The sequence below is a fragment of the Nocardia sp. NPDC050406 genome, assembly GCF_044459025.1.
Classification (GTDB): Bacteria; Actinomycetota; Actinomycetes; order Mycobacteriales; family Mycobacteriaceae; genus Nocardia.
Genome location: NZ_JBITIM010000001.1, coordinates 499,543 through 518,293, shown reverse-complemented (window position 1 = coordinate 518,293; position 18,751 = coordinate 499,543). Strand labels below are relative to the sequence as shown.

The window sequence follows — 18,751 nt, the reverse complement described above, 5'->3', positions numbered from 1 at the left end:
GGGACGTACATCACACCCGCCGCGCGGGTCCCGTTGAGCGGGAACGGATTAGACATCGCGAGTGATGTGTGGTGCTGAATCAGCGTCGAGGGGTGTCCTCGGCCGCGGGGTAAGGCTGCGGAGTTGCGCGGCGGCCTTGTCTGGTGCCGTTCTCGATGGCGGAGAACATGTCTCGGGCCTGTTCGGCGGTGCGCTGTGGATTTGCGGGCTGCTGTCCAGTGTCCTCGGCGGGCGGCTCCTGCGCCAATTCCGGTGCGAGACTGGCCTGTCGGCGGCGGCGCGGCAGGTGCGGGCGGTCGGGAGCGGGCGGTGGGGCGGGGGTGGTGAGGGTGGGTGCGACTATCGGACGCGGCAGGGTCGTGGTGGGGGTCGAATCCGGTTCCGGTGATGGGCGATACGGTTCCGGCCGCTCCGCCGGAGCCGCGGGCCCGGCGGGAAGCTCGGGCGCGCCCAGCTCGGCGGCGATGAGACCGGCGGGGACGACGACGATGGCGCGAATGCCGCCGTAGTCGGACTCGGTGAGGCGCACGCTGATGCCGTGCCGGTGGGCGATACGGGAGATGACGAACAGGCCCAGCCGGGAGTCCTCGGACAGGGCGGTGACGCCGAAATCCGGTGGGGTGTCCAGGAGGTCGTTGATGCGCTGGAGTTCCGGCTCCACGATGCCCATGCCCTGATCGGTGATCTCCAGCGCCACGCCCTTGCCGACGGTGGCGGCCGAGATCTCCACGCGCGATTGGGGCGGGGAGAAGGCGGTGGCATTGTCGAGCAGTTCGGCGAGCAGGTGGATCAGGTCGGCGACGACCACGCCGACGATGAAGGCGCGCGGCATGCGGGTGGTGCGAATCCTGGTGTAGTCCAGGGTTTCTCCGATGGCGCTGCGCACCAGGTCCAGCAGCGGGATGGGGTGTCGCCACTGTCGTCCGGGTTGGCCGCCCGCGAGGATGATGAGGTTCTCGGCATTGCGGCGTTCGCGGGTGGCCAGATGGTCGAGGCGGAAGAAGGTGTCGAGCAGTGTCGGATCCTCTTGGCGGGCTTCGGCTTCGTCGAGGATCTCCAGTTGGCGGTGCACCACCACCTGGCTGCGGTGGGCGATATTGAGGAACACCGATTTCACGCCCTCGCGGGTGCGGGCCTCGGTGACGGCGGCCGACACGGCGGCGGCGTGGGCGTGGCTGAAAGCGTCCGCTACTTGGCCGATTTCGTCATTGCCGAAATCCAGGCGCGGGTTCTCCTCCTCGACGGCGACGTACTCACCGGCGGAGAGTTTGCGCATGGTCTCGGGCAATTCCTCGTCGGCGAGCGCGAAGGTGCGGTCGCGCAAGCGTTTCAGTCGGCGGATGATCCGATTGGCCAGCAGGAACGCGACGCCCATCGCGCCGAGGGCGACGAGCAGCATGGCGAGGGCGGCGAGTTGGGACTTGCGCGCCGTCTCGGCGGCGGCCTCGGCGGCCAAGGACTGCGAGCGTTGGCTCTGGGCCTGCCACAGCTCGGTGAGGTCGCGGTTGACCTCGGTGGCGGCGGTCTGCCATTCCGGAATGGTCAGGGGCAGTGGGGTAGCGGTGGTCTGCTGCGATCGCTGCGTGGCGGAGTCGGGGCGCGGCATGGCGCGCTGGGACAGCACGGTCTCCATGGCTCCGAGGCGCTGCCAGGCCGATCCGGAGACGAGCGTCTTCGCCGCGGCGGCCTGATCCGCGTCGGCCTCGTGGCCGACCAATTCGATGCGCGTGCGGTAGTAGCCGACCAGCCGCAGATACTCCGCCGCCAGATCGGCGGTGAGGCCGCCGCCATTGGCCAGCGCGGCGCCGAGGGCGTTCGCGCGGCTCATCGCCTCGACACTCAGCAGAATTTGCGCGGCTTCGCCCAGTTCGGCGGAGGTCGCCGCATTGGGTGCGGTCTGCTGCGCGATGCCGATCGCGGCGACGACGATATCGGGCACTCGACTGTAGAAGGCGTACGCGTCGCCGACCAGGAGCGCGCCCGCGTCGACTTGGGCACGGACACCGAGCAATTGCCGCCCGAGTTCGCGCATGGCGGCGGTGCTCTCGCTCATGGACTCCGAACCCAGACCGTCCAGGGTGTCCTGGGTGGGCGCGATGGCGCGCAGCGCGTCGTCGAGGCGGATGCGCGCGGCGGTCAGCTGTCCGCTCTCCGGGTCCTCACCGGCGTAGTGCCACAGCGTGATCTGGCGTTCGAGCTGGATGGCCTCGATCAGCTCTCGGGTCGGGGCGACCCCGGCGCGCATCTCGTCGGCCCAGGTTCGGGCATCATTGGACCGCGTGACGAGGACTCCGGCGGCGCCCACGCCGATGACGAGCAGCGCGATACTCGGCACGAGCGCGATCGCGAGAATCCGGGTCCGAACGCCGAGCCGCGGTCTGAGCATTCGGAAACGGTAGGCAGGCGAACGACCTTCTGCCGCCACGAGTCCCTTTGAGCAGGACGGTATTTGACTCGACCACCGAACTTCCCGTAAGCCGGGCCAACAAGGGAGATCAGCGATGCCCCCGACCCAGATCGCGGTCTGCGGACCGCGCCACTGCACCGAGACCGAGGCCGCCCACGCCCGCGAGATCGGTCGGCTACTGGCTGACGCGGGCGCGACGGTCCTGTGCGGCGGCGGCAGCGGAGTAATGGCCGCGGTCGCCGAAGGCGCTTCCAGCGCTGGCGGTTTGGTGATCGGCGTTCGCCCCGATACCGACCCGACCCACACTTGCCCCGGCCTATCGGCTGTCCTGTACACGAATATGGGCGAGGCCCGAAACGCGATTCTCGTGTGGTCGGCCGATGCGGTGATCGTGGTCGGCGGCTCGTTCGGCACGCTCTCCGAACTCGCACTCGCCAACCACCGTGGCGTACCCGTGGTCAGCCTGGGCGGCTGGCAGTTGCTCGACGCCGACGGCGACGCTGTCGATATCGGTCAACTCGCGGTCAGCCCTGCCGACGCCGTGCGGGCTGCGCTGGCCGCACAGCGGCAGTCGTGATGTGGGTCGTCCGCAACGCGGGTAGCGCGTCGGGCACCGTCGGGCCGTGGTCGGCGACGACTACGCGACAGACCGGTGGGCGACGGTCGTCAGCAGCCGAAGCGCGTCCGCCAAGTCCACGACCATGCCCGAATTCTCGGCCGCCAACCCCATTTCGATGTACTGGCGGATCAATTCCGACTGGGTGATGCCCTTCGCCTTGGCGGTGGCCTTCAACCGTTCATCGGTCTCGACCGACCACTTCACCGATCGCTTCACGGGGATGCCATCGGCGGGGCGGTCTTCGGGTCGATTCGGTGGCAGGTCCTGCGGCAGCGGCGCATTGGGATGGAACTCGACAGCGTCGGCCCACTTCGCGAATTCCGCGGCGGTGCGCGGTAGCTCGTGCGTCATATCGTGTCCTCCCATTCGGCGAAGGCCATCGACTGCTCCGGCGTCATATCGGTGACGGCGACGATCTCGTAGTCGCTGACCGCGCTGTCCTCGCAGTCACCGGGTAGCCGCCGCAACCAGACGATGACGCGTCGGCCGTCCGGGGTTCGTCCCCAGAATGTCAACGACGCCACGCCGCCTCCGGCGGCCGGAACGACTCTTTTGTGCGTGCCGTACACAATGCCCGCGATGTCGTCCGGCGCGATTTTCAGTTCCGCGACGATCGACAGTGCGAGCGGAAGCCAGTGGTAGCCCATCTACCCACCACGGTACCACGCGTGAGGTACCGCTGGTCGGGGGCGAGTCCTCGGCATTCATGTACCCGCGGTCCCGGCGTGTGCGAGTTTCGACCGGAAATTCGACGGTTATCGTCCGCTATGTCGGAGTACGCACAGGCCGGTCAGGGGCCGGGGTAGATTGAGGGTAACCACGAGTTACTCGTAAGTAGGAGGCGGATATGCCCGTGCCGGAAGCGGCGGTATTCGATCGTTTGCGGACGTTCGCGGCGGTGGATACCACCGGGGAACACACGACCCGGGCCATCACCGAGGTGTTCACGGGCAGTCCGCTGGGCTCGGTTCCGGTGGGGACGGCCGACGATGTCGCCGCGGCGTTCACCAAAGCCCGTGTGGCGCAGGTCGACTGGGCCGCGCGCACGCCCAAGCAGCGGGCGGAGGTGTTCGAGCGGTATCGGGAGCTGATTGTCGAGAACCGCGAATACCTCATGGATGTGGTGCAGGCCGAGACCGGTAAGGCGCGGTGGGCGGCGCAGGAAGAGATCATGGGGCTGATCTTCGCGGCCCGGTATTTCTCCCGGGTGGCCCCGCAGCTGCTCGCCCCGCACAGTGCGCCGGGCGCGTTCCCGATCCTGAATCGCGCGCAGGTGCGGACTCAGCCCAAGGGCGTGGTCGGTGTGATCGCGCCGTGGAACTATCCGATGCTGCTGTCGGTGGGTGACTCGATTCCGGCGCTGCTCGCGGGCAATGCGGTGGTGGTGAAACCCGATTCGCAGACGCCGTACTCGTCGCTGGCCAATGCCGAGCTCATGTACCGCGCCGGGCTGCCGCGCGATCTGTTCGCGGTGGTGACCGGTCCCGGCACGGTCGTCGGGACCGCCATTGTCGACAGCTGCGACTACCTCATGTTCACCGGTTCCTCGGAGACCGGTCGCGCGCTGGCCGAGCAGTGCGGCCGCCGCCTGATCGGATTCTCCGCCGAACTCGGCGGCAAGAACCCCATGATCGTCACGCGCGGCGCGCATCTCGACAAGGCCGCCAAAGCCGCTGTGCGCGCGTGCTTCTCCAATGCCGGGCAGCTCTGTATCTCCATCGAGCGGCTCTACGTGGACCGCGCCATCGCGCCGGAGTTCACCGAGAAGCTGGTCGCCGCGGTGAAGAACGCGAAACTCGGTGCGGCCTACGACTATTCGACCGATATCGGCTCGCTCATCTCCGCCGCGCAGCTGGAGACGGTGCAGAAGCACGTCGCCGACGCCACCTCCAAGGGCGCGAAGGTCCTGGTCGGCGGCAATGCCCGCCCCGACCTCGGCCCGCTGTTCTTCGAGCCCACCGTGCTCACCGATGTCACCGACGCCATGGAGTGCGGCCGCAACGAAACCTTCGGCCCCCTGGTCTCCATCTACCCCTACGACTCCCTCGACGAGGCCATCGCCCTGGCCAACGACACCGAATACGGCCTCAACGCCAGCGTCTGGGCCGACACCAAAGCGGCGGGCGAGGCCATCGCCGCCCGCCTACGCGCCGGAACCGTCTGCGTAGACGAGGGATACGCCCCCGCCTGGGGCACCACCGGCGCCCCCATGGGCGGCATGGGCATCTCCGGCGTAGGCCGCCGCCACGGCCCCGACGGCCTCCTCAAATTCACCGAACCCCAAACCGTCGTAGTAACCCGCTTCCTCAACCTCGACCCACCCCCCTTCGTCCCCCAAGACAAGTGGCAGCCCTTCCTCATGGGCGTAGCCCGAGCCATCCGCTTCCTCCCCGGCCGCTGACCTCCACGAAGACCCCCGGATCACCCGGGGGTCTTCGCTTTTCACATCCCGTCGGCGGACAGTGGTGGCACCACCCAGCGTGCGTGGGTGTGCGCCGGGTTCACCGTGATCACATCCGCCGCGCGCACCAGGTCCTCGGGTACCTGTTCGCCCTCGAAATGCTGCCGTCCCGGGACCACTACCGCCTCGGCGTCGACCTGTGCCAGCAATCGTTTCAGTCCGGCCAAGGGGGCCTGGTCACCGCGGGCCACTACGATCTTGGCGAGGTCGTAGCCCAAACGTTTTGCGGTGCTGCGGATTTGGTTCTCGTCCCAGGCCTGGCTGATTCCGGATACGTCGCTGCGGAGGTAGCCGAGGGCTGTTGGTCGGTATCGCATGGCCCTTTCCTTGCCGTCGAATGCTGTAGGGCAACGCTAGAAGTCGGCGTGTCCGAACCGGAAGACTGTTGCGAAAAGTTGCGACAGGTTCGGATGGGGCTGAAGCGGAAGCGTTTACGTAGTCTCGGCAACGGACCGTGAGCCCTTGACCAGCGTCGATGCGGGGCGGACGATGGAGCTGCCCCGCAACTTTCCGCAACCCAGGCAGGTGGACAGCCATGCGCCTCACGTTCGTCGGTAAAGATCCCAATTCGAATCCGGCCGGTTCACCTACCGTGTATCGCACGGACCGGCAATCCTGGGTGGTGCAGGGGTGGGTGGTCACCGATCCCGAAGCGCTCGCCCATATGGACATACCCCCGGGCGAGACCTGTGTGGAGATACCGGACAGGTTGGTTCCGTTTTTCAGGCAGGCAGATCGTGGTCTCGATAACCGATGACGAATTCGAGCGATTACTGAGCGGATTCGAGCGGTCGGCGGTGCATCTGGAGACTCGCGACGCCTATGGGACGGCGGTGGAATTGCCGCATCTGGCCGCATGGGTCGCGGGCGAACACGACGACCTGCGCTGGCTGGACGGCTGGTGTGCCATGGTGCGCGCCCATGTCACCGCAGGGCGGTCGGTACGACGGGCGCGGATCGTCTCCGAGCCCTTGAGCGACTATCAGCGGTGGTCGTACAGCATCGCGGAGCCGATGGTCGAGGCGGGCGAGGAGATCAGGTGGGTACCGCGCCGCCTGGTGTCCTCGATTCCGCTGCCGGGCAACGACTTCTATCTGCTCGACGACCAGCTCGTGATCTTCCTGCACTATGCCGGGAACGGGCTGGCCGTGGACCGGGTGACCACGACCGATTCGGACGATATCCAGCTGTGCCGCACCGCGTTCGAGGCGGTGTGGCAGCTGGCGATTGACCATCGTGACTATCGACCCGTCTAGCGCCGCACAGCAGGCGCGGCGCGCGCTGGGGGAGCGGCTGCGCGAACTGCGCAAGGAGATCGGCCTCACCGCACGAGATCTCGCCGCGGCGACCGGTCAGCACTACACGCGGGTCAGCAAGGTCGAGAACGGCGCGCAGGCCCCGACCGAACGCGATATCCGCGAGTGGTGTCGAGTGTGCCGCGCCGACGACCAGATCGACGATCTCATCGCGACATTGCGCGCGGTCGATTCGGCCTATCTGGAGTTTCGCCGCCAGAGCCGCGCCGGAATGAAGCGGGTCCTCGGCGCGCACACGCCCCAGCGCTATCAGCACACCAAGGTATTCCGCATCTACGAGCACAATGTCATCCCCGGGCTGTTCCAGACCGCTGAGTATTCGGCGGCCATGCTGTCGTTCTGGGTCCGATTCCTCGACACCCCCAATGATCTCGACGAGGCCGTGGCCGTCCGGATGGATCGCCAGCGCGTCGTCCAACGCGGCGGCAAGCGCTTCGTCGTGGTCCTCGAGGAACAGGCGTTGCGAACCTGGTTCGGCACCGCGGAAACCCAGGCCGGACAGCTCGGGCGACTGCTCGAACTGATGTCGCTGCCGAATATCTCCCTCGGCATCATCCCCTTGATGACCGAACGGGTGGCGGTCGCCTCCGCTGGATTCTGGATCTTCGACGATCAACTCGTCGCACTGGAAACGCCCACGGCGAGTATCCAAGTCACCCAGCCCGCCGAACTCGACCTCTACATCCGCATGTTCGAGGTGTTGAAGCAGTCGGCGGTCTACGGCCGCGAGGCCCGCGCGCTGATCCTCGCGGTCCTCGCCGAACTCGACAAGTGACTCATCGCCCGGTTATGCCTCCTACGTCCGCTATCAGCGCAACGTCGACCGCCGTAGGCTGAAACGGTCGAAAGGATGCCCATGACCAATCCGCTTGCCGCACCGGATCCTTGGGACTACGTCGCCGACGGCTACGACGAGGTGTCGGCCGACATCATGCTGCCGTTCGCGCAGATCGCCCTGGACGTGGCCGATCCCAAACCCGACGCCCGCATCCTGGATGTGGCCGCGGGACCGGGAACACTGACACTCCCGGCCGCCACCCGGGTGGCCAAGGTGGATGCCGTGGACTTCTCACCGCCCATGATCGAGCGGCTGCTCCGGCACGTGCGCGCGGCCGGGCTGACGAATGTGGCGGCCCAGGTCGGCGATGGCCAGGCATTGCCGTTCGCGGACAACGAATTCGACGCCGCCTTCTCGATGTTCGGACTCATGTTCTTCCCCGATCGCGGCAAGGGCTTCGCCGAACTGCACCGGGTGCTGAAGCCCGGTGGCGTCGCCGTGGTGTCGAGTTGGGCCCCGGTGTCGGAGTCCTCGCTCATGACGTTGATCTTCGACGCGCTGCGCGCTGGAAACCCGGAAATGCCTCGGCCGCAAACCAATCCGGCAAGCCTGGAGAACTCCGACACCTTCGACCGCGAACTGCGCGCCGCCGGATTCCGCGAGGCGAGCGTCGAGCCGCATACGATCTCGCTGGCCTTCGACAGCGCCGACGCGCTGTGGGACCGCTTCGCGCGCGGCAGCGCACCGCTACAGCTCTCGCGCCGCAACCTCGGCGCGGAGGACTGGACGCGGCGCGAACAGCTCACCCTGGACCATCTGCGCGCGAATTACACTCCGGGCCAGGCGCTCTCGACGACCGCCTGGCTCGGCTCCGGAACCAAGTGAACGGTAGCGCGGCCAGCCCGGAGAAACCGGCCGCGCTACCCCCTCATCCGGTCAGATCCGCGCCACGGCGCGGTGCCGGGGCCGCCTCCAGAACCGTCGTCTCGGCGTCGGTGAACAATCGCGACCGGATGATGAATCGGACCCCCTCGGGGGCTTCCAGGGAGAAGCCGCTGCCCCGACCCGGCACCACGTCCACGGTGAGATGGGTGTGCCGCCAATAGTCGAATTGGTCGGCGCTCATCCAGAACGGGGTGTCCGGGAAGACGCGGCCGAGCAGGACATCGGCCGCGCCCACCCGAAACTCGCCCAGCGGGTAGCACATCGGGGAGCTGCCATCGCAGCAGCCGCCCGACTGATGGAACATGACCGGGCCGTTGCGCGCGACCAGGTCTTGCAGCACCTCGGCCGCCGCCTCGGTGATGCCGACCCGGGACACCGAACCCGCTCTCATCAGAAGAATCCGAGCTTCTTGGGGGAGTAGCTGACCAACAGATTCTTGGTCTGTTGGTAGTGGTCCAACATCATCTTGTGGTTCTCACGGCCGATGCCGGACTTCTTGTAGCCGCCGAACGCGGCGTGCGCGGGATAGGCGTGATAGCAGTTGGTCCACACTCGGCCCGCCTTGATGGCCCGGCCCATGCGGTAGGCGGTGTTGCCGTCGCGCGTCCACACGCCCGCACCCAGGCCGTAGAGCGTGTCGTTGGCGATGGTGATGGCCTCTGACTCCGAATTGAACTGTGTCACAGCGACAACCGGCCCGAAGATCTCCTCCTGGAATACGCGCATGTCATTGCGGCCCTCGAAGATGGTCGGCTCGATGTAGTAGCCGTTGGGCAGACCCTCCACCTTGCGCATCTCGCCGCCGGTCAGCACCTTCGCGCCCTCCTGACGGCCGATGTCGATATAGGACAGGATCTTCTCGTACTGGTCGTTACTGGCCTGCGCGCCGATCATGACGGTGTCGTCCAAGGGATTTCCGCCCTTGATGGCCTTGGTGCGCTCGACGCAGCGGGCCATGAACTCGTCGTAGATCGAGGAGTGCACGAGCGCGCGCGACGGGCAGGTGCACACCTCGCCCTGGTTGAGCGCGAACATGACGAAGCCCTCGATCGCCTTGTCCAGGAAGTCGTCATCGGCGGCGGTGACGTCGGGCAGGAAGATGTTCGGGCTCTTGCCGCCCAGTTCGAGGGTGACCGGAATGATGTTCTCGCTGGCGTACTGCATGATCAGGCGGCCGGTGGTGGTCTCACCGGTGAACGCCACCTTCGCCACGCGCGGGCTGGAGGCCAGCGGCTTACCCGCCTCGACGCCGAAGCCGTTGACCACGTTGACGACTCCCGGCGGGAGCAGATCGGCGATCAATTCGATGACCAGCAGCAGCGAGGCCGGAGTCTGTTCGGCGGGTTTGATGACCACGCAGTTGCCCGCCGCCAGCGCGGGGGCGAGCTTCCAGGCCGCCATGAGGATCGGGAAGTTCCACGGAATGATCTGCCCGACCACGCCCAGCGGCTCCTGGAAGTGGTAGGCGATGGTGTCGGCGTCGATCTCGGAGATCGAACCCTCCTGGGCGCGAACGGCTCCCGCGAAATAGCGGAAGTGGTCCACGGCCAAGGGGATGTCGGCGGCCAGGGTCTCGCGGACCGGTTTGCCGTTCTCCCAGGTCTCGGCGACCGCGAGCATTTCGAGGTTGGCCTCGATCCGGTCGGCGATCTTGTTGAGGATATTGGCGCGTTCGGTGACCGACGTGGCCGCCCAGGCATCGGCGGCACGATGCGCGGACTCGAGAGCCAGGTCGATATCGGCGGCGGTGGAACGCGCCACCTCACAGAAGGTTTCACCGTCCACGGGGGACGGGTTCTCGAAATAGCGGCCCTCGATGGGGGCCTTCCACTCGCCGCCGATGAAGTTGTCGTAGCGGCGGGCGAAATTGACGATGCTGCCGTCGGTGCCGGGTTTGGCGTAGATCATGACGCGCGGCCTCCTCGCGTGTTTCTCCGGATTGTTCGGGGCTCAGCATGGACCGGTGAGGTTGGCGCAGGGTTGGCGTGAGTGCTAACCGCTCAGCGCGGCATGTAGTCGGGCGGTGACCAGGGCGCGGCGGGCATCACCGGGCGGCAGCACCCGCAGTGCGTGCTCGTGGACCTCGATATCGTCGGGGCGGTGGCGGCCGTAGCGGAAGGCGTGGTCGGGGTGCCCGCCCGAGAGCACGGCCGTGCGCAGCACCACGTCGATGTATTCGCGCCACTGCACGATGCCGGGGGTTTCCGAACCCGGCAGCAGCGGGCCTCGGTAGAGGCGCAGGGCGGCGCCGAGATCACCCGCCTCGATGGCGGCGAGCAGGTCGACGGCATCGCAGACGATGGGGCGGGTGAGCATGTAGCGGCGGTCGGCGATACCGCCGTCGGTGGCTCGACGCAGATGGGAGACATCGGCTTTCAACGTGGACGACGACATCGGACGGTCGCCGTAGACCGCGTCGCGCAGGCGCTCGGGGGTGAAGCCCTCGGGCTCGAGGGCGAGCAGGGTGAGGATCTCGAGCTGTCGCGGCCGGACCGGAATCGGACTGCCCGCGCGCAGCAGTCGTGGCGTGCCCAGGCATTCCAGGCGGATGGCGGGGCCGGTGCGCGGGGCGTCGGCGCGCAGGCGCGTTTCGATGGCGTTGACGAGGGCACGGACCGTGGACATGGCCAGAGGATTGGCGCGGTCCCAGTACGAGGACAGGTCCAGCAGACCGACCTGTCGACCGTCCGGTCCGTGGATGGGCGCGCAGTAGCAGACCCACGAATGCAGGGCCTCCACCAGATGTTCGGCGGAGAACACGGTGCTCGGGCGGCCGGTGTGCAGTGCCAGCGAGACGGCATTGGTGCCCATCCCGTATTCGTCCCACACGCCGCCCGGGGCGAAATTGACCTGTTCGGCGCTGATGCGCACCCGCCGTGAGCCCGAGGACCACAGCAGCACGCCGTCCTCGTCGGTGATACCGGTGATGAATCCGGCGTCCTCGGCGATACTGCGTAGCTCATCGGCCATCGACAGCACGGGTTCGCGTAGCGGTGAGCGCGACCAGCGCGATCCCAGATCGTCGCGGTCGGTCGCGGGGGCGACGGCGCGTGACGGATCGACCGCGCCGCGCACGCGCTGCCAGGATTGCGCGACCTCGTTGCGCAACAGGGCATCTCGGCCGATCGGCCGGGCCGGAGCGGTGGCCCAGCGCGCCCAGACCTTCGCCAGTTCCTCGCGCTGTTGCGTGAGAGTGTGCACCTGCGTCATGCGCAAACTCCCTCGTCATCGGTTCGGTTCAACGCACCCCATCATGGTCCTCACGGCCCGGTGTCGGGACGGATCGAAAGACTTACGGCACACGATGTCAGATGTGATTCCCGTGCGCTCGCCGCGGTGGCCGCGAAACAGACTGGTAGACAAGAGGCTATGCACAAGCCGTTCCGCTTCGGCGTGAATTTGACCGCGCCGGGTTCCAGATCAGAGTGGGTCGCGAAGTGTCGGCGGGCCGAGGAGTTGGGCTACGACGTGGTGGCGGTGCCCGATCATCTGGGGCTGCCCGCACCGTTCCCGGCGCTCATGTTGGCCGCCGAGGTCACCGAGCGGGTTCGTCTCACGACCTTCGTCCTCAATACGCCCTTCTACAACCCGGTGCTGCTCGCGCGCGATGTCGCCGGACTGGACGCCTTCACCGACGGGCGATTCGAATTGGGCCTGGGCACCGGCTATGTCGGGGCCGAATTCGAGGCCGCCGGAATGCCGTTCCCCAGCGCCGGACAGCGGGTGGACCACCTCGAGGAGACCATCGGCACCCTGCGCAAGCTCTACGCCGACCCCGACTACCAGCCCCGCCCCACCCAACCGACCGGTCCGCCGCTCATGGTCGCCGGATGGGGTGACCGCGTCCTGCGCCTCGCGGCCGAACAGGCCGAGATCATCGCCTTCGTCGGCGGCACCGTCGGCAACGGCAACCCGATGCTCGCCGACGCCGCGGCCGTAGCGAAGAAAATCGACTACGTCCGCACCCTGCTGTCCGGCCGAGACGCCGAATTCAACCTCCTCATCCAACAAATCGCCGCCCCCGCCGAACGCGAAACCCTCGCCCTCGCCATGGCCCCCGCCCTCCCCGTCGACACACCACTCGAAGACATCCCCACCCTCCTGGTAGGCGCCCCGACCGAGATCGCCGACACCCTCCGCGAACGCCGCGCCCGCTACGGCTTCTCGTATATCACTGTGCTGGAACCGAACCTGGAGAAGTTCGCCCCGATCATCGAACTCCTGTCGGGGGAGTGAGACTCGATCACGGGACGTGGGTGACCGCGATGGCGGTTTCGGTGAGGCTGCCGAGGTAGAGCGCGCCGTGGTGTTCGGCAACCGACGTGACCATGGCGTAGTTGGTGCTCTCGCGTTGCAGGTCGTGGACCAGCTTGCCGTCGAAGTCGAACGCCTGCACCCAGACGGTGCGGGCCGGTGCGGGTCGCAGGGCCTCGGGGGCTGCCCAGGTGAGGCGGCGCAGGATGCCTGGGAGCGGGAGCAGCGCATCGAGTAGCGGGTTTCGCGGGGTGACCATGGCGACCCAGATCAGGCCGTCGCTGCCGAGGTACATATTGTCGGGGCTGCCGGGGAGGTTCTCGACGAGACGGTCGTGGGTGCCCGCTTTCGGGCCGGTCAGCCAGTGCCGGGTGAGGCGGTAGGCGGCGGTCTCGGCCACCACGACGCACGAGTGATCGGCGGCCAGCACCACGCCGTTCGCGAAATCCAAACCGTCGACCAAGGTTTCGATGGAGCCGTCGGGATCGCGGCGGAACAGACGGCCGGTGCCGGAGTGCTCGAGAATGTCGCCCATCCACTCGGCCAGGGGCCAGCGGCTGGTCGATTCGGAAAAATAGATCGTGCCGTCGGAGGCAGCTACGACATTGCTGGGGAAGGTGAGCGGCCGTCCATTCACCTCGGCGGCCAGAACTTCCACGACGCCGCCGGGCTTGTCCAGGCGCAGCAGGCCACGCTCCGCGTCGCAGATCAACAGGGCGCCATCGGGTTCGGAGTGCAGGCCGAGCGGGCGGCCGCCGGTGTGGGCGATCTGTTCGACGGTGCCGAGATTCGGGTCGACGGCCAGAATGGCGCCGTTGTCGATACCGGTGACGACGCGGCCATCCGCGGTCACCACGACGTCTTCGGGTGCGGTGCCGGGCAATTCGATGCGCCGGATCTCGGGCAGGGGTGGGACGCTGTGGGTTTCGCGCGCTCGGGGGGTGGCTTTGGGCGGCGTCCAGCGGCGGGGCTGCATCTTCGGCATGGTTCACCGTAACCCCGAAACGGTCCGATGCTGTGGCATAGCTGATATGCCACAGTAAAATTGGGGGTCTCGCAATGCGAGACAAGATCAGGCGTGTTGGTTACCGTGAGCCCTTCGAAAGTGCTTGGAGTGAAGGGATTTTCGGTGGCTACAGCACCGACGTCTTCGGATGTGAAGTTATTTGGTTTTCGCCTTGTGCCGATGCGGCTACGGCCCGGGGTCGTTCTTGCCGCATTGTGCGCCCTACTCACCCTCGCGGCGTTCGGCGCTATGCCGACCGCGGCCGCCGATGAGGAAATACTCGAGGATCCGAACGCGATCGCGGCGGCGTGCTCGACCACGGCCACCGCCAGGACGGAGGAGCGCACCATCGGTGACCGGAAGTACTGGATATACGTGCCCGCGGGCATTCCGAGTACCGGTGCGCCACTGGTGGTTTCCGTGCACGGGGGCCGGAACAACCCCCTCACGTTCGAGGGCCAGACCGGGTGGACGGATATGGCCAGGCAGCACCGGTTCATCGTCGCGTATCCGCGCGGCAGCAAGAGCGACGGTGGCGGCAATTACTCCTGGGATTTCGCGAGCAATTCGGCGGATGTTCCGTTCCTGCGCAATGTCGTCGGCCAAATCCGGGGGCGCTACTGCGTCACACCGAGCCGCGTCCATATCGTCGGCCACTCCAACGGCGGCCAAATGGCGTCGCGAATGGCATGCAACGCACCGGATGTATTCGCTTCCGGCGCGGTCTATGCCGGTCCGGGTCCGACCGTGCCCTATGTCGGCGACTGCAATCCCAATCGACCGGTGTCCTTCGGGCTCTTCGTGGGCGACAAGGACGACACCGTCATGATGGAGCTGATGAACAAACACCAGGAGCAATGGCGCTGGGTCAATCGGGAATGCGGTATCGGATGGACCACCGAGACCGGCTACGACGTGAAGGACGGCAAGCGCTTCGACTGCCGCAATGGCACCAAGGTGATCTGGCGCGTCTACGGCAACGGCGAGCACAATTATCCGACCGGTGACCGCCGCACCGATATGCACAATCGCATGTGGTCGCTGTTCCAGAACAACCCGCGACCCTTCTAGCGGGTAGCGCGCGCCGCCGTCAGCCTTCGGATGCGGCTGTGCGGCGGCGTTGCGCGCGATGGGCGAGGGTCTCCACGATGCGCTGCCAGGCCGGTGACGACTCGGCGATACGGGAGATCGTCAGCTCGGCGTTCCCGGGTGGGCCGCCGTCGCGTTCGTGAGCGATCTCCCAGGCATCCAGGTCCTCGATGAGGTGGTCCAAGCGGGGATCGCGCGGATCCCAGTGCACCGCTTCATCACTCGCGAGCAGCAGCCGCACGGTCTCGGGGTCGTCGAGGAGGGCGTTCTTCTCTCGAACGCGTTGGGCGACGCCGCGGGGGTCCACGGGCCGCAGCAGGATCCACGCATCGCGCTCGAGCCGCACCCGCTGTTCGCTCACTCCGAGCCCCCGCATCCGATCCAGTACGGCGACCACCTCGGGCGGCAGGAAAAGCCCTTCGCCGCTGGCCAATTCGGCTATCCGGGTGCGGTTCTCCTCGAGCTGGTCGATCTTACGCCGTAATTCGGCGTCGATATCGGTGATGGCCGCGGCGAATTCGGCCGGTGGGGCGTGCAGCAGCGCGTCGATGCGGGCCAACGGCACCCCGGCATCGGCCAAGGTCTTGATGCGTATGAGGTCCACCGCGGCCTGTGCGCCGTAGCGGCGGTAGCCGGAGGCATCGCGCTCGGGTTCGGGCAGCAGGCCGACGTGATGGTAGTGGCGCACGGCCCGCACGGTCACCCCGGCGGCCGCCGCGAGTTGGCCGATCGTCAGCACCGTTCACCTTTCGTCGGGGACGCGCCGAGTCTAGGGGCGCGCACCCGGTCGACGACATCGCGGATGGCCTGGACCACGGCGTCGGGGCGGTCGAAGCAGAGCCGATGATGCAGGGTGTCGGTGAGAACGCGCTGTTCGCCGTGGGTCACCGCGCGCACCACGGCCGCGTCCATGCGCATCTTGGCGTCGTTGATCTCCGGTGCGGTCAGCATCGGCTGCGTGGGATCGGTGCCCACGACGGTGATTGCGATCAGCGGGATATCGGGAAACCCCGGTCCGGCCCGCAGCTCGGTGGCGAGCTCGACCAATCCGCGCCGCTCGGCCAGGCCGGTGCGCAGCCATTCATCGCTGTCCTTGGCCTCGAGCAGCGGCGTCCGGATGTGTTCCGGAAAATGCGCGAGCAGTTCGGTGTGCATCACAGACAGGGCCGGGCGCAGTTGCTCGAGTTGCTCCGGCCCGGGACCCATTCGTTCGGCGGCGGCCAGACTCGCTGTGGGTGGCATGTATTCGTCCCAGTCACGGTGCAGCACATCGAGGAGCACCATTCCCGCCACGTCCTGCGGGTAGAGCTGTGCGAAACGGTGCGCGTAGAGCCCGCCGAGGGAATGCGCCGCGAGTACATAAGGCCCCTCGATGTGCTGAGCGCGCAGTAGCTCCCGCAGTTCGGCGGCGACGGCCGTGGCGGTGCGCGGCAGCGGGAGTGGATCGCTGAAGCCGCTACCACCTCGGTCGTACACGACGGCGGTGGTGAACCGCGAAACCTCTTGCTGGACACCGTAATAGTCCAGTCCGACGGCGCTCGCGCCGGGCAGGAACACCACGGCCGGTCCGCCGCCGCCCGCCCGGTGCACGAAGATTCGGCGGCCGTCGAGCTCCTGGAATTCGCCGATCGGCGCGGTGAGAGTGCTGTTGTTCGTCATGCGCCCAGCCTCCAACCCTGACGCAGGGTCAAGGTCAAGCACCTCGACGACGGCTCGCGGCGCACGAGTGTCGAGGAGACGAGAATCGAGAGGTGAGCGAATTTCGGCTGTCGCCCGAGCGGCGCGCGGAGTTGGCGGCGCTCTTGGCCGACGAGCGCCGATTCCGCAATACCTATCCGGCGGTCGCGGAGTATCTCGCGGCGGCCGAGCAGCTGCCCGGCGGGGACGGGGCGTTCGATCTGCGCCTGCTGCACTACATGACCGGTGGGGAGAGCGCGAACCCGTACTGGGACATCGTCGCCCCGTCCGTGAGCCTCGTGCGGGGACGGCGCGTCGTCGCCGGTGCCAGTGCGCGACTCGCCTTCGCGCAGACCGTACTGCAAGCCGCCTACGCCTACGCGGTACCCGCGCCGGAGACCCTCGAATGGGTGGTGGAGGTCAGCGAAGGGCGGCGGGTGCTCGAGATCGGGGCCGGACGCGGATACTGGGCGCACCTACTCGCCGAGCGTGGCCTCGACGTCCTCGCCGTCGATCGCGAGCCACCCGATGAGCGGCAGAACATTTGGTTCCCGGGGACCGCTGGGCAGCGGGCGACGTGGCATCCGGTCGGGGATCTGGGAGAGTTGGCCGAGCTCACCGGGGCCGAGTGGGCGCAGTGTGTGCTGCTGTTGGTGTGGCCGCCGGGGTGGGAGAACGCCATGGCGTCGGAGGCGCTGGCGTCGTATCGGCGGGCGGGAGGGGATCGGGTGGTCTATATCGGGGAGCCGCGGGGTGGGAAGACGGGGGATCGGGCGTTCTTCGATGCGCTGGAGGCTGAGTGGCGCGTGGGTGGGCGGGATTCTGGGTTTGTGTCGTGGTGGAACCTCAGTGATGGTGCCAGCTGTTGGGTTCGTTAGGGCTGGTGAGCCTGAGCGGTCACAAATCGCCCGCCCACACCGAAAAACGCCCTGCAACGACGATTTTCGACCGCTCAGGCCAATCTCCGCGGCAACAACACCCCGCTCACCAACCACCCCACCATCCCCGCCACCACCGGCGCACCCGTCCAGAACTCCACAATCGTCGGCGGATGCCCCACCGACGACGACGCCACCCCTAGGTACAACGACCACAGGAACAACGGGGCCACGATGGCGAACAGTTGATACGCACCCCGCCGCTCACCCGTCGGCCGAATCCACTGCGCCAACAGGTCCACACCCAGTGCCCCGCAAGCGAATCCGATCAACACCCCGAGGTTCTCGACGGCGGTCTCGGCCCCCGACAAGACAACCGACGGCAGGATGACCAGCAGCGCCGCACCGAAGGGCAACCGCCAATATCGCGCGAGATACAGCAGTGGCGTCAACAGCACGATATTGGTGATGACCATTCCGGCGGCCAAACGCCGAATATCAGGGCCCTGGTCGGTGGAGAACGACCACACGATGGCTCCGGCGCTGTAGACGATCGCATTGCCGTATTCGAGGAACAGCAGTACCAGCGCCGCCGCCATCCCGCAGGCGAGCAGTGCGGGCCACAGCGCGCCGAGGGTCGACGGCAGTTCGGTCCGCGCCAGGGCCGAGCGCACCGGGGCGGTGACGATGATGAACATGGCCGCGACCAGTCCGAGATGGCTTGGGCTGAACAGAATGTCGATGGACTGCTCGATACCGAACACCGTATGCCAGGACCAGTCCGCCACACCCGAGAGCGCGAAGACCGGAATCGCCACCACCGCCGCGCGGTAACCGAGCGGCACCGCCGCGAACCCGCGCGCACCGAGGCGGATATTGCGCCACACCAGCAGCAGGATCCACGCGGCGGTCGCCGCGAACCCGGTGTAGAACACCCCGTGCCACGGCGTGAAGAACGATTCCAGCTCCGGCACATTCGAATGCGCCCACGCGTCGAGCATCAGCCCGCCCACCAACCAGGCCGACAGCGCCGCCGTCACGGCGTCCTGGCGCGGCGTGGCGGCCGGACCACTCTGGCGCGGATCGCCCACCGCCGCACGGATTCTCGAGCCGGGGGTACGGGTGCTCATGGGCTCACGGTACGCGGAGCCGACACCGCGACCGGTCGAATTCGACGGTCGAACCGAACGGTCGCACAACGGTTTTCGTGATCTTGGTGGTGACTCCGACGCGCCCATCGTTTCCCCCGCACGCGCCGCACCCCGCGTTTGAACACCGCATGACGAGGCATTACCTGAGCTGTAACGACCGGCTCTACGAG

General features: G+C 67.3%; 19 protein-coding genes. 8 read left to right on the top strand and 11 right to left on the bottom strand.

Features of this window, described 5'->3' with window-relative positions; translation table 11 throughout:
- Window positions 1-79: 79 nt before the first annotated feature.
- Complete coding sequence (locus tag ACIBH2_RS02390) at window positions 80-2,386, bottom strand: nitrate- and nitrite sensing domain-containing protein (RefSeq protein ID WP_397112554.1); 2,307 nt, start codon at window positions 2,384-2,386, stop codon at window positions 80-82.
- Between the two features lie 115 nt (window positions 2,387-2,501).
- Between ACIBH2_RS02390 and ACIBH2_RS02385 the strand changes: the two genes are divergently transcribed.
- Window positions 2,502-2,984 (top strand): LOG family protein, encoded by a 483-nt coding sequence (locus ACIBH2_RS02385; protein ID WP_397112552.1) that lies wholly within the window; start codon window positions 2,502-2,504, stop codon window positions 2,982-2,984.
- A 60-nt stretch (window positions 2,985-3,044) separates the two neighbouring features.
- Here ACIBH2_RS02385 and ACIBH2_RS02380 read toward each other — a convergent pair whose 3' ends face one another.
- Both ACIBH2_RS02380 and ACIBH2_RS02375 read right to left on the bottom strand, forming a co-directional pair.
- The gene (locus ACIBH2_RS02380; RefSeq protein WP_397112550.1) at window positions 3,045-3,377 is read right to left on the bottom strand and encodes a CopG family transcriptional regulator; all 333 of its coding nucleotides are present in this window, start codon (window positions 3,375-3,377) and stop codon (window positions 3,045-3,047) included.
- Window positions 3,374-3,673 carry a hypothetical protein gene (locus tag ACIBH2_RS02375; protein WP_397112548.1) on the bottom strand — a complete coding sequence of 100 codons (300 nt, stop codon included), beginning with the start codon at window positions 3,671-3,673 and terminating at the stop codon, window positions 3,374-3,376. Before ACIBH2_RS02375 ends, ACIBH2_RS02380 begins: the two co-directional genes overlap by 4 nt.
- A 200-nt stretch (window positions 3,674-3,873) precedes the next feature.
- On the opposite strand from ACIBH2_RS02375, the gene ACIBH2_RS02370 reads away from it, so the two are divergent.
- On the top strand, window positions 3,874-5,427 hold the full coding sequence (locus tag ACIBH2_RS02370) for a succinic semialdehyde dehydrogenase (protein WP_397112546.1): 1,554 nt from the start codon (window positions 3,874-3,876) through the stop codon (window positions 5,425-5,427).
- A 41-nt stretch (window positions 5,428-5,468) separates the two neighbouring features.
- Here the strand turns inward: ACIBH2_RS02370 and ACIBH2_RS02365 are convergent, their stop codons facing one another.
- The gene (locus ACIBH2_RS02365) at window positions 5,469-5,804 is read right to left on the bottom strand and encodes a hypothetical protein (protein ID WP_397112544.1); all 336 of its coding nucleotides are present in this window, start codon (window positions 5,802-5,804) and stop codon (window positions 5,469-5,471) included.
- A 420-nt stretch (window positions 5,805-6,224) separates the two neighbouring features.
- Here ACIBH2_RS02365 and ACIBH2_RS02360 point away from each other — a divergent pair, with 420 nt between their 5' ends.
- From ACIBH2_RS02360 to ACIBH2_RS02350, 3 genes are all read left to right on the top strand, one after another.
- Complete coding sequence (locus tag ACIBH2_RS02360) at window positions 6,225-6,743, top strand: DUF6879 family protein (RefSeq protein ID WP_397112542.1); 519 nt, start codon at window positions 6,225-6,227, stop codon at window positions 6,741-6,743.
- Entirely contained in the window at window positions 6,724-7,578 is an 855-nt protein-coding gene (locus ACIBH2_RS02355) for a helix-turn-helix domain-containing protein (RefSeq protein ID WP_397116784.1), read from the top strand. The genes ACIBH2_RS02360 and ACIBH2_RS02355 overlap by 20 nt, the downstream gene beginning before the upstream one ends.
- An 81-nt stretch (window positions 7,579-7,659) precedes the next feature.
- On the top strand, window positions 7,660-8,466 hold the full coding sequence (locus tag ACIBH2_RS02350) for a class I SAM-dependent methyltransferase (protein ID WP_397112540.1): 807 nt from the start codon (window positions 7,660-7,662) through the stop codon (window positions 8,464-8,466).
- 43 nt (window positions 8,467-8,509) lie between these two features.
- Here ACIBH2_RS02350 and ACIBH2_RS02345 read toward each other — a convergent pair whose 3' ends face one another.
- From ACIBH2_RS02345 to ACIBH2_RS02335, 3 genes are all read right to left on the bottom strand, one after another.
- A complete protein-coding gene (locus tag ACIBH2_RS02345) occupies window positions 8,510-8,917 on the bottom strand; it encodes a DUF779 domain-containing protein (protein WP_397112538.1) in 408 nt (135 codons plus the stop codon).
- Window positions 8,917-10,434, bottom strand: a complete 1,518-nt coding sequence (locus ACIBH2_RS02340) for an aldehyde dehydrogenase family protein (RefSeq protein ID WP_397112536.1) — start codon at window positions 10,432-10,434, stop codon at window positions 8,917-8,919. Before ACIBH2_RS02340 ends, ACIBH2_RS02345 begins: the two co-directional genes overlap by 1 nt.
- Before the next feature lie 84 nt (window positions 10,435-10,518).
- Window positions 10,519-11,736: a transcriptional regulator gene (locus ACIBH2_RS02335; RefSeq protein WP_397112534.1), complete on the bottom strand. Its 1,218-nt coding sequence runs from the start codon at window positions 11,734-11,736 to the stop codon at window positions 10,519-10,521.
- Between the two features lie 159 nt (window positions 11,737-11,895).
- On the opposite strand from ACIBH2_RS02335, the gene ACIBH2_RS02330 reads away from it, so the two are divergent.
- Entirely contained in the window at window positions 11,896-12,762 is an 867-nt protein-coding gene (locus ACIBH2_RS02330; RefSeq protein ID WP_397112532.1) for a TIGR03621 family F420-dependent LLM class oxidoreductase, read from the top strand.
- 7 nt (window positions 12,763-12,769) lie between these two features.
- Here ACIBH2_RS02330 and ACIBH2_RS02325 read toward each other — a convergent pair whose 3' ends face one another.
- Window positions 12,770-13,765, bottom strand: a complete 996-nt coding sequence (locus ACIBH2_RS02325) for an SMP-30/gluconolactonase/LRE family protein (RefSeq protein WP_397112530.1) — start codon at window positions 13,763-13,765, stop codon at window positions 12,770-12,772.
- A gap of 201 nt (window positions 13,766-13,966) precedes the next feature.
- Between ACIBH2_RS02325 and ACIBH2_RS02320 the strand changes: the two genes are divergently transcribed.
- Window positions 13,967-14,857, top strand: a complete 891-nt coding sequence (locus tag ACIBH2_RS02320; RefSeq protein WP_397112528.1) for an alpha/beta hydrolase family esterase — start codon at window positions 13,967-13,969, stop codon at window positions 14,855-14,857.
- Between the two features lie 19 nt (window positions 14,858-14,876).
- On the opposite strand, the gene ACIBH2_RS02315 is transcribed toward ACIBH2_RS02320, so the two are convergent.
- Window positions 14,877-15,614, bottom strand: a complete 738-nt coding sequence (locus ACIBH2_RS02315; protein WP_397112526.1) for a MerR family transcriptional regulator — start codon at window positions 15,612-15,614, stop codon at window positions 14,877-14,879.
- Window positions 15,608-16,534, bottom strand: a complete 927-nt coding sequence (locus ACIBH2_RS02310; RefSeq protein WP_397112523.1) for an alpha/beta fold hydrolase — start codon at window positions 16,532-16,534, stop codon at window positions 15,608-15,610. Before ACIBH2_RS02310 ends, ACIBH2_RS02315 begins: the two co-directional genes overlap by 7 nt.
- A gap of 92 nt (window positions 16,535-16,626) precedes the next feature.
- Between ACIBH2_RS02310 and ACIBH2_RS02305 the strand changes: the two genes are divergently transcribed.
- On the top strand, window positions 16,627-17,430 hold the full coding sequence (locus ACIBH2_RS02305) for a hypothetical protein (protein WP_397112521.1): 804 nt from the start codon (window positions 16,627-16,629) through the stop codon (window positions 17,428-17,430).
- 74 nt (window positions 17,431-17,504) lie between these two features.
- Here ACIBH2_RS02305 and ACIBH2_RS02300 read toward each other — a convergent pair whose 3' ends face one another.
- Entirely contained in the window at window positions 17,505-18,560 is a 1,056-nt protein-coding gene (locus tag ACIBH2_RS02300; RefSeq protein ID WP_397112519.1) for a hypothetical protein, read from the bottom strand.
- Between the last annotated feature and the right edge of the window lie 191 nt (window positions 18,561-18,751).

Bases quoted from the DNA above. Each gene is read 5' to 3' on its own strand.
- ACIBH2_RS02385 (WP_397112552.1), top strand. From the start codon at position 2,502: ATGCCCCCGACCCAGATCGCGGTCTGCGGACCGCGCCACTGCACCGAG.
- ACIBH2_RS02310 (WP_397112523.1), bottom strand. From the start codon at position 16,534: ATGACGAACAACAGCACTCTCACCGCGCCGATCGGCGAATTCCAGGAG.
- ACIBH2_RS02345 (WP_397112538.1), bottom strand. From the start codon at position 8,917: ATGAGAGCGGGTTCGGTGTCCCGGGTCGGCATCACCGAGGCGGCGGCC.
- ACIBH2_RS02375 (WP_397112548.1), bottom strand. From the start codon at position 3,673: ATGGGCTACCACTGGCTTCCGCTCGCACTGTCGATCGTCGCGGAACTG.
- ACIBH2_RS02300 (WP_397112519.1), bottom strand. From the start codon at position 18,560: ATGAGCACCCGTACCCCCGGCTCGAGAATCCGTGCGGCGGTGGGCGAT.
- ACIBH2_RS02390 (WP_397112554.1), bottom strand. From the start codon at position 2,386: ATGCTCAGACCGCGGCTCGGCGTTCGGACCCGGATTCTCGCGATCGCG.
- ACIBH2_RS02370 (WP_397112546.1), top strand. From the start codon at position 3,874: ATGCCCGTGCCGGAAGCGGCGGTATTCGATCGTTTGCGGACGTTCGCG.
- ACIBH2_RS02380 (WP_397112550.1), bottom strand. From the start codon at position 3,377: ATGACGCACGAGCTACCGCGCACCGCCGCGGAATTCGCGAAGTGGGCC.
- ACIBH2_RS02325 (WP_397112530.1), bottom strand. From the start codon at position 13,765: ATGCCGAAGATGCAGCCCCGCCGCTGGACGCCGCCCAAAGCCACCCCC.
- ACIBH2_RS02340 (WP_397112536.1), bottom strand. From the start codon at position 10,434: ATGATCTACGCCAAACCCGGCACCGACGGCAGCATCGTCAATTTCGCC.
- ACIBH2_RS02335 (WP_397112534.1), bottom strand. From the start codon at position 11,736: ATGACGCAGGTGCACACTCTCACGCAACAGCGCGAGGAACTGGCGAAG.
- ACIBH2_RS02330 (WP_397112532.1), top strand. From the start codon at position 11,896: ATGCACAAGCCGTTCCGCTTCGGCGTGAATTTGACCGCGCCGGGTTCC.
- ACIBH2_RS02350 (WP_397112540.1), top strand. From the start codon at position 7,660: ATGACCAATCCGCTTGCCGCACCGGATCCTTGGGACTACGTCGCCGAC.
- ACIBH2_RS02365 (WP_397112544.1), bottom strand. From the start codon at position 5,804: ATGCGATACCGACCAACAGCCCTCGGCTACCTCCGCAGCGACGTATCC.
- ACIBH2_RS02320 (WP_397112528.1), top strand. From the start codon at position 13,967: ATGCGGCTACGGCCCGGGGTCGTTCTTGCCGCATTGTGCGCCCTACTC.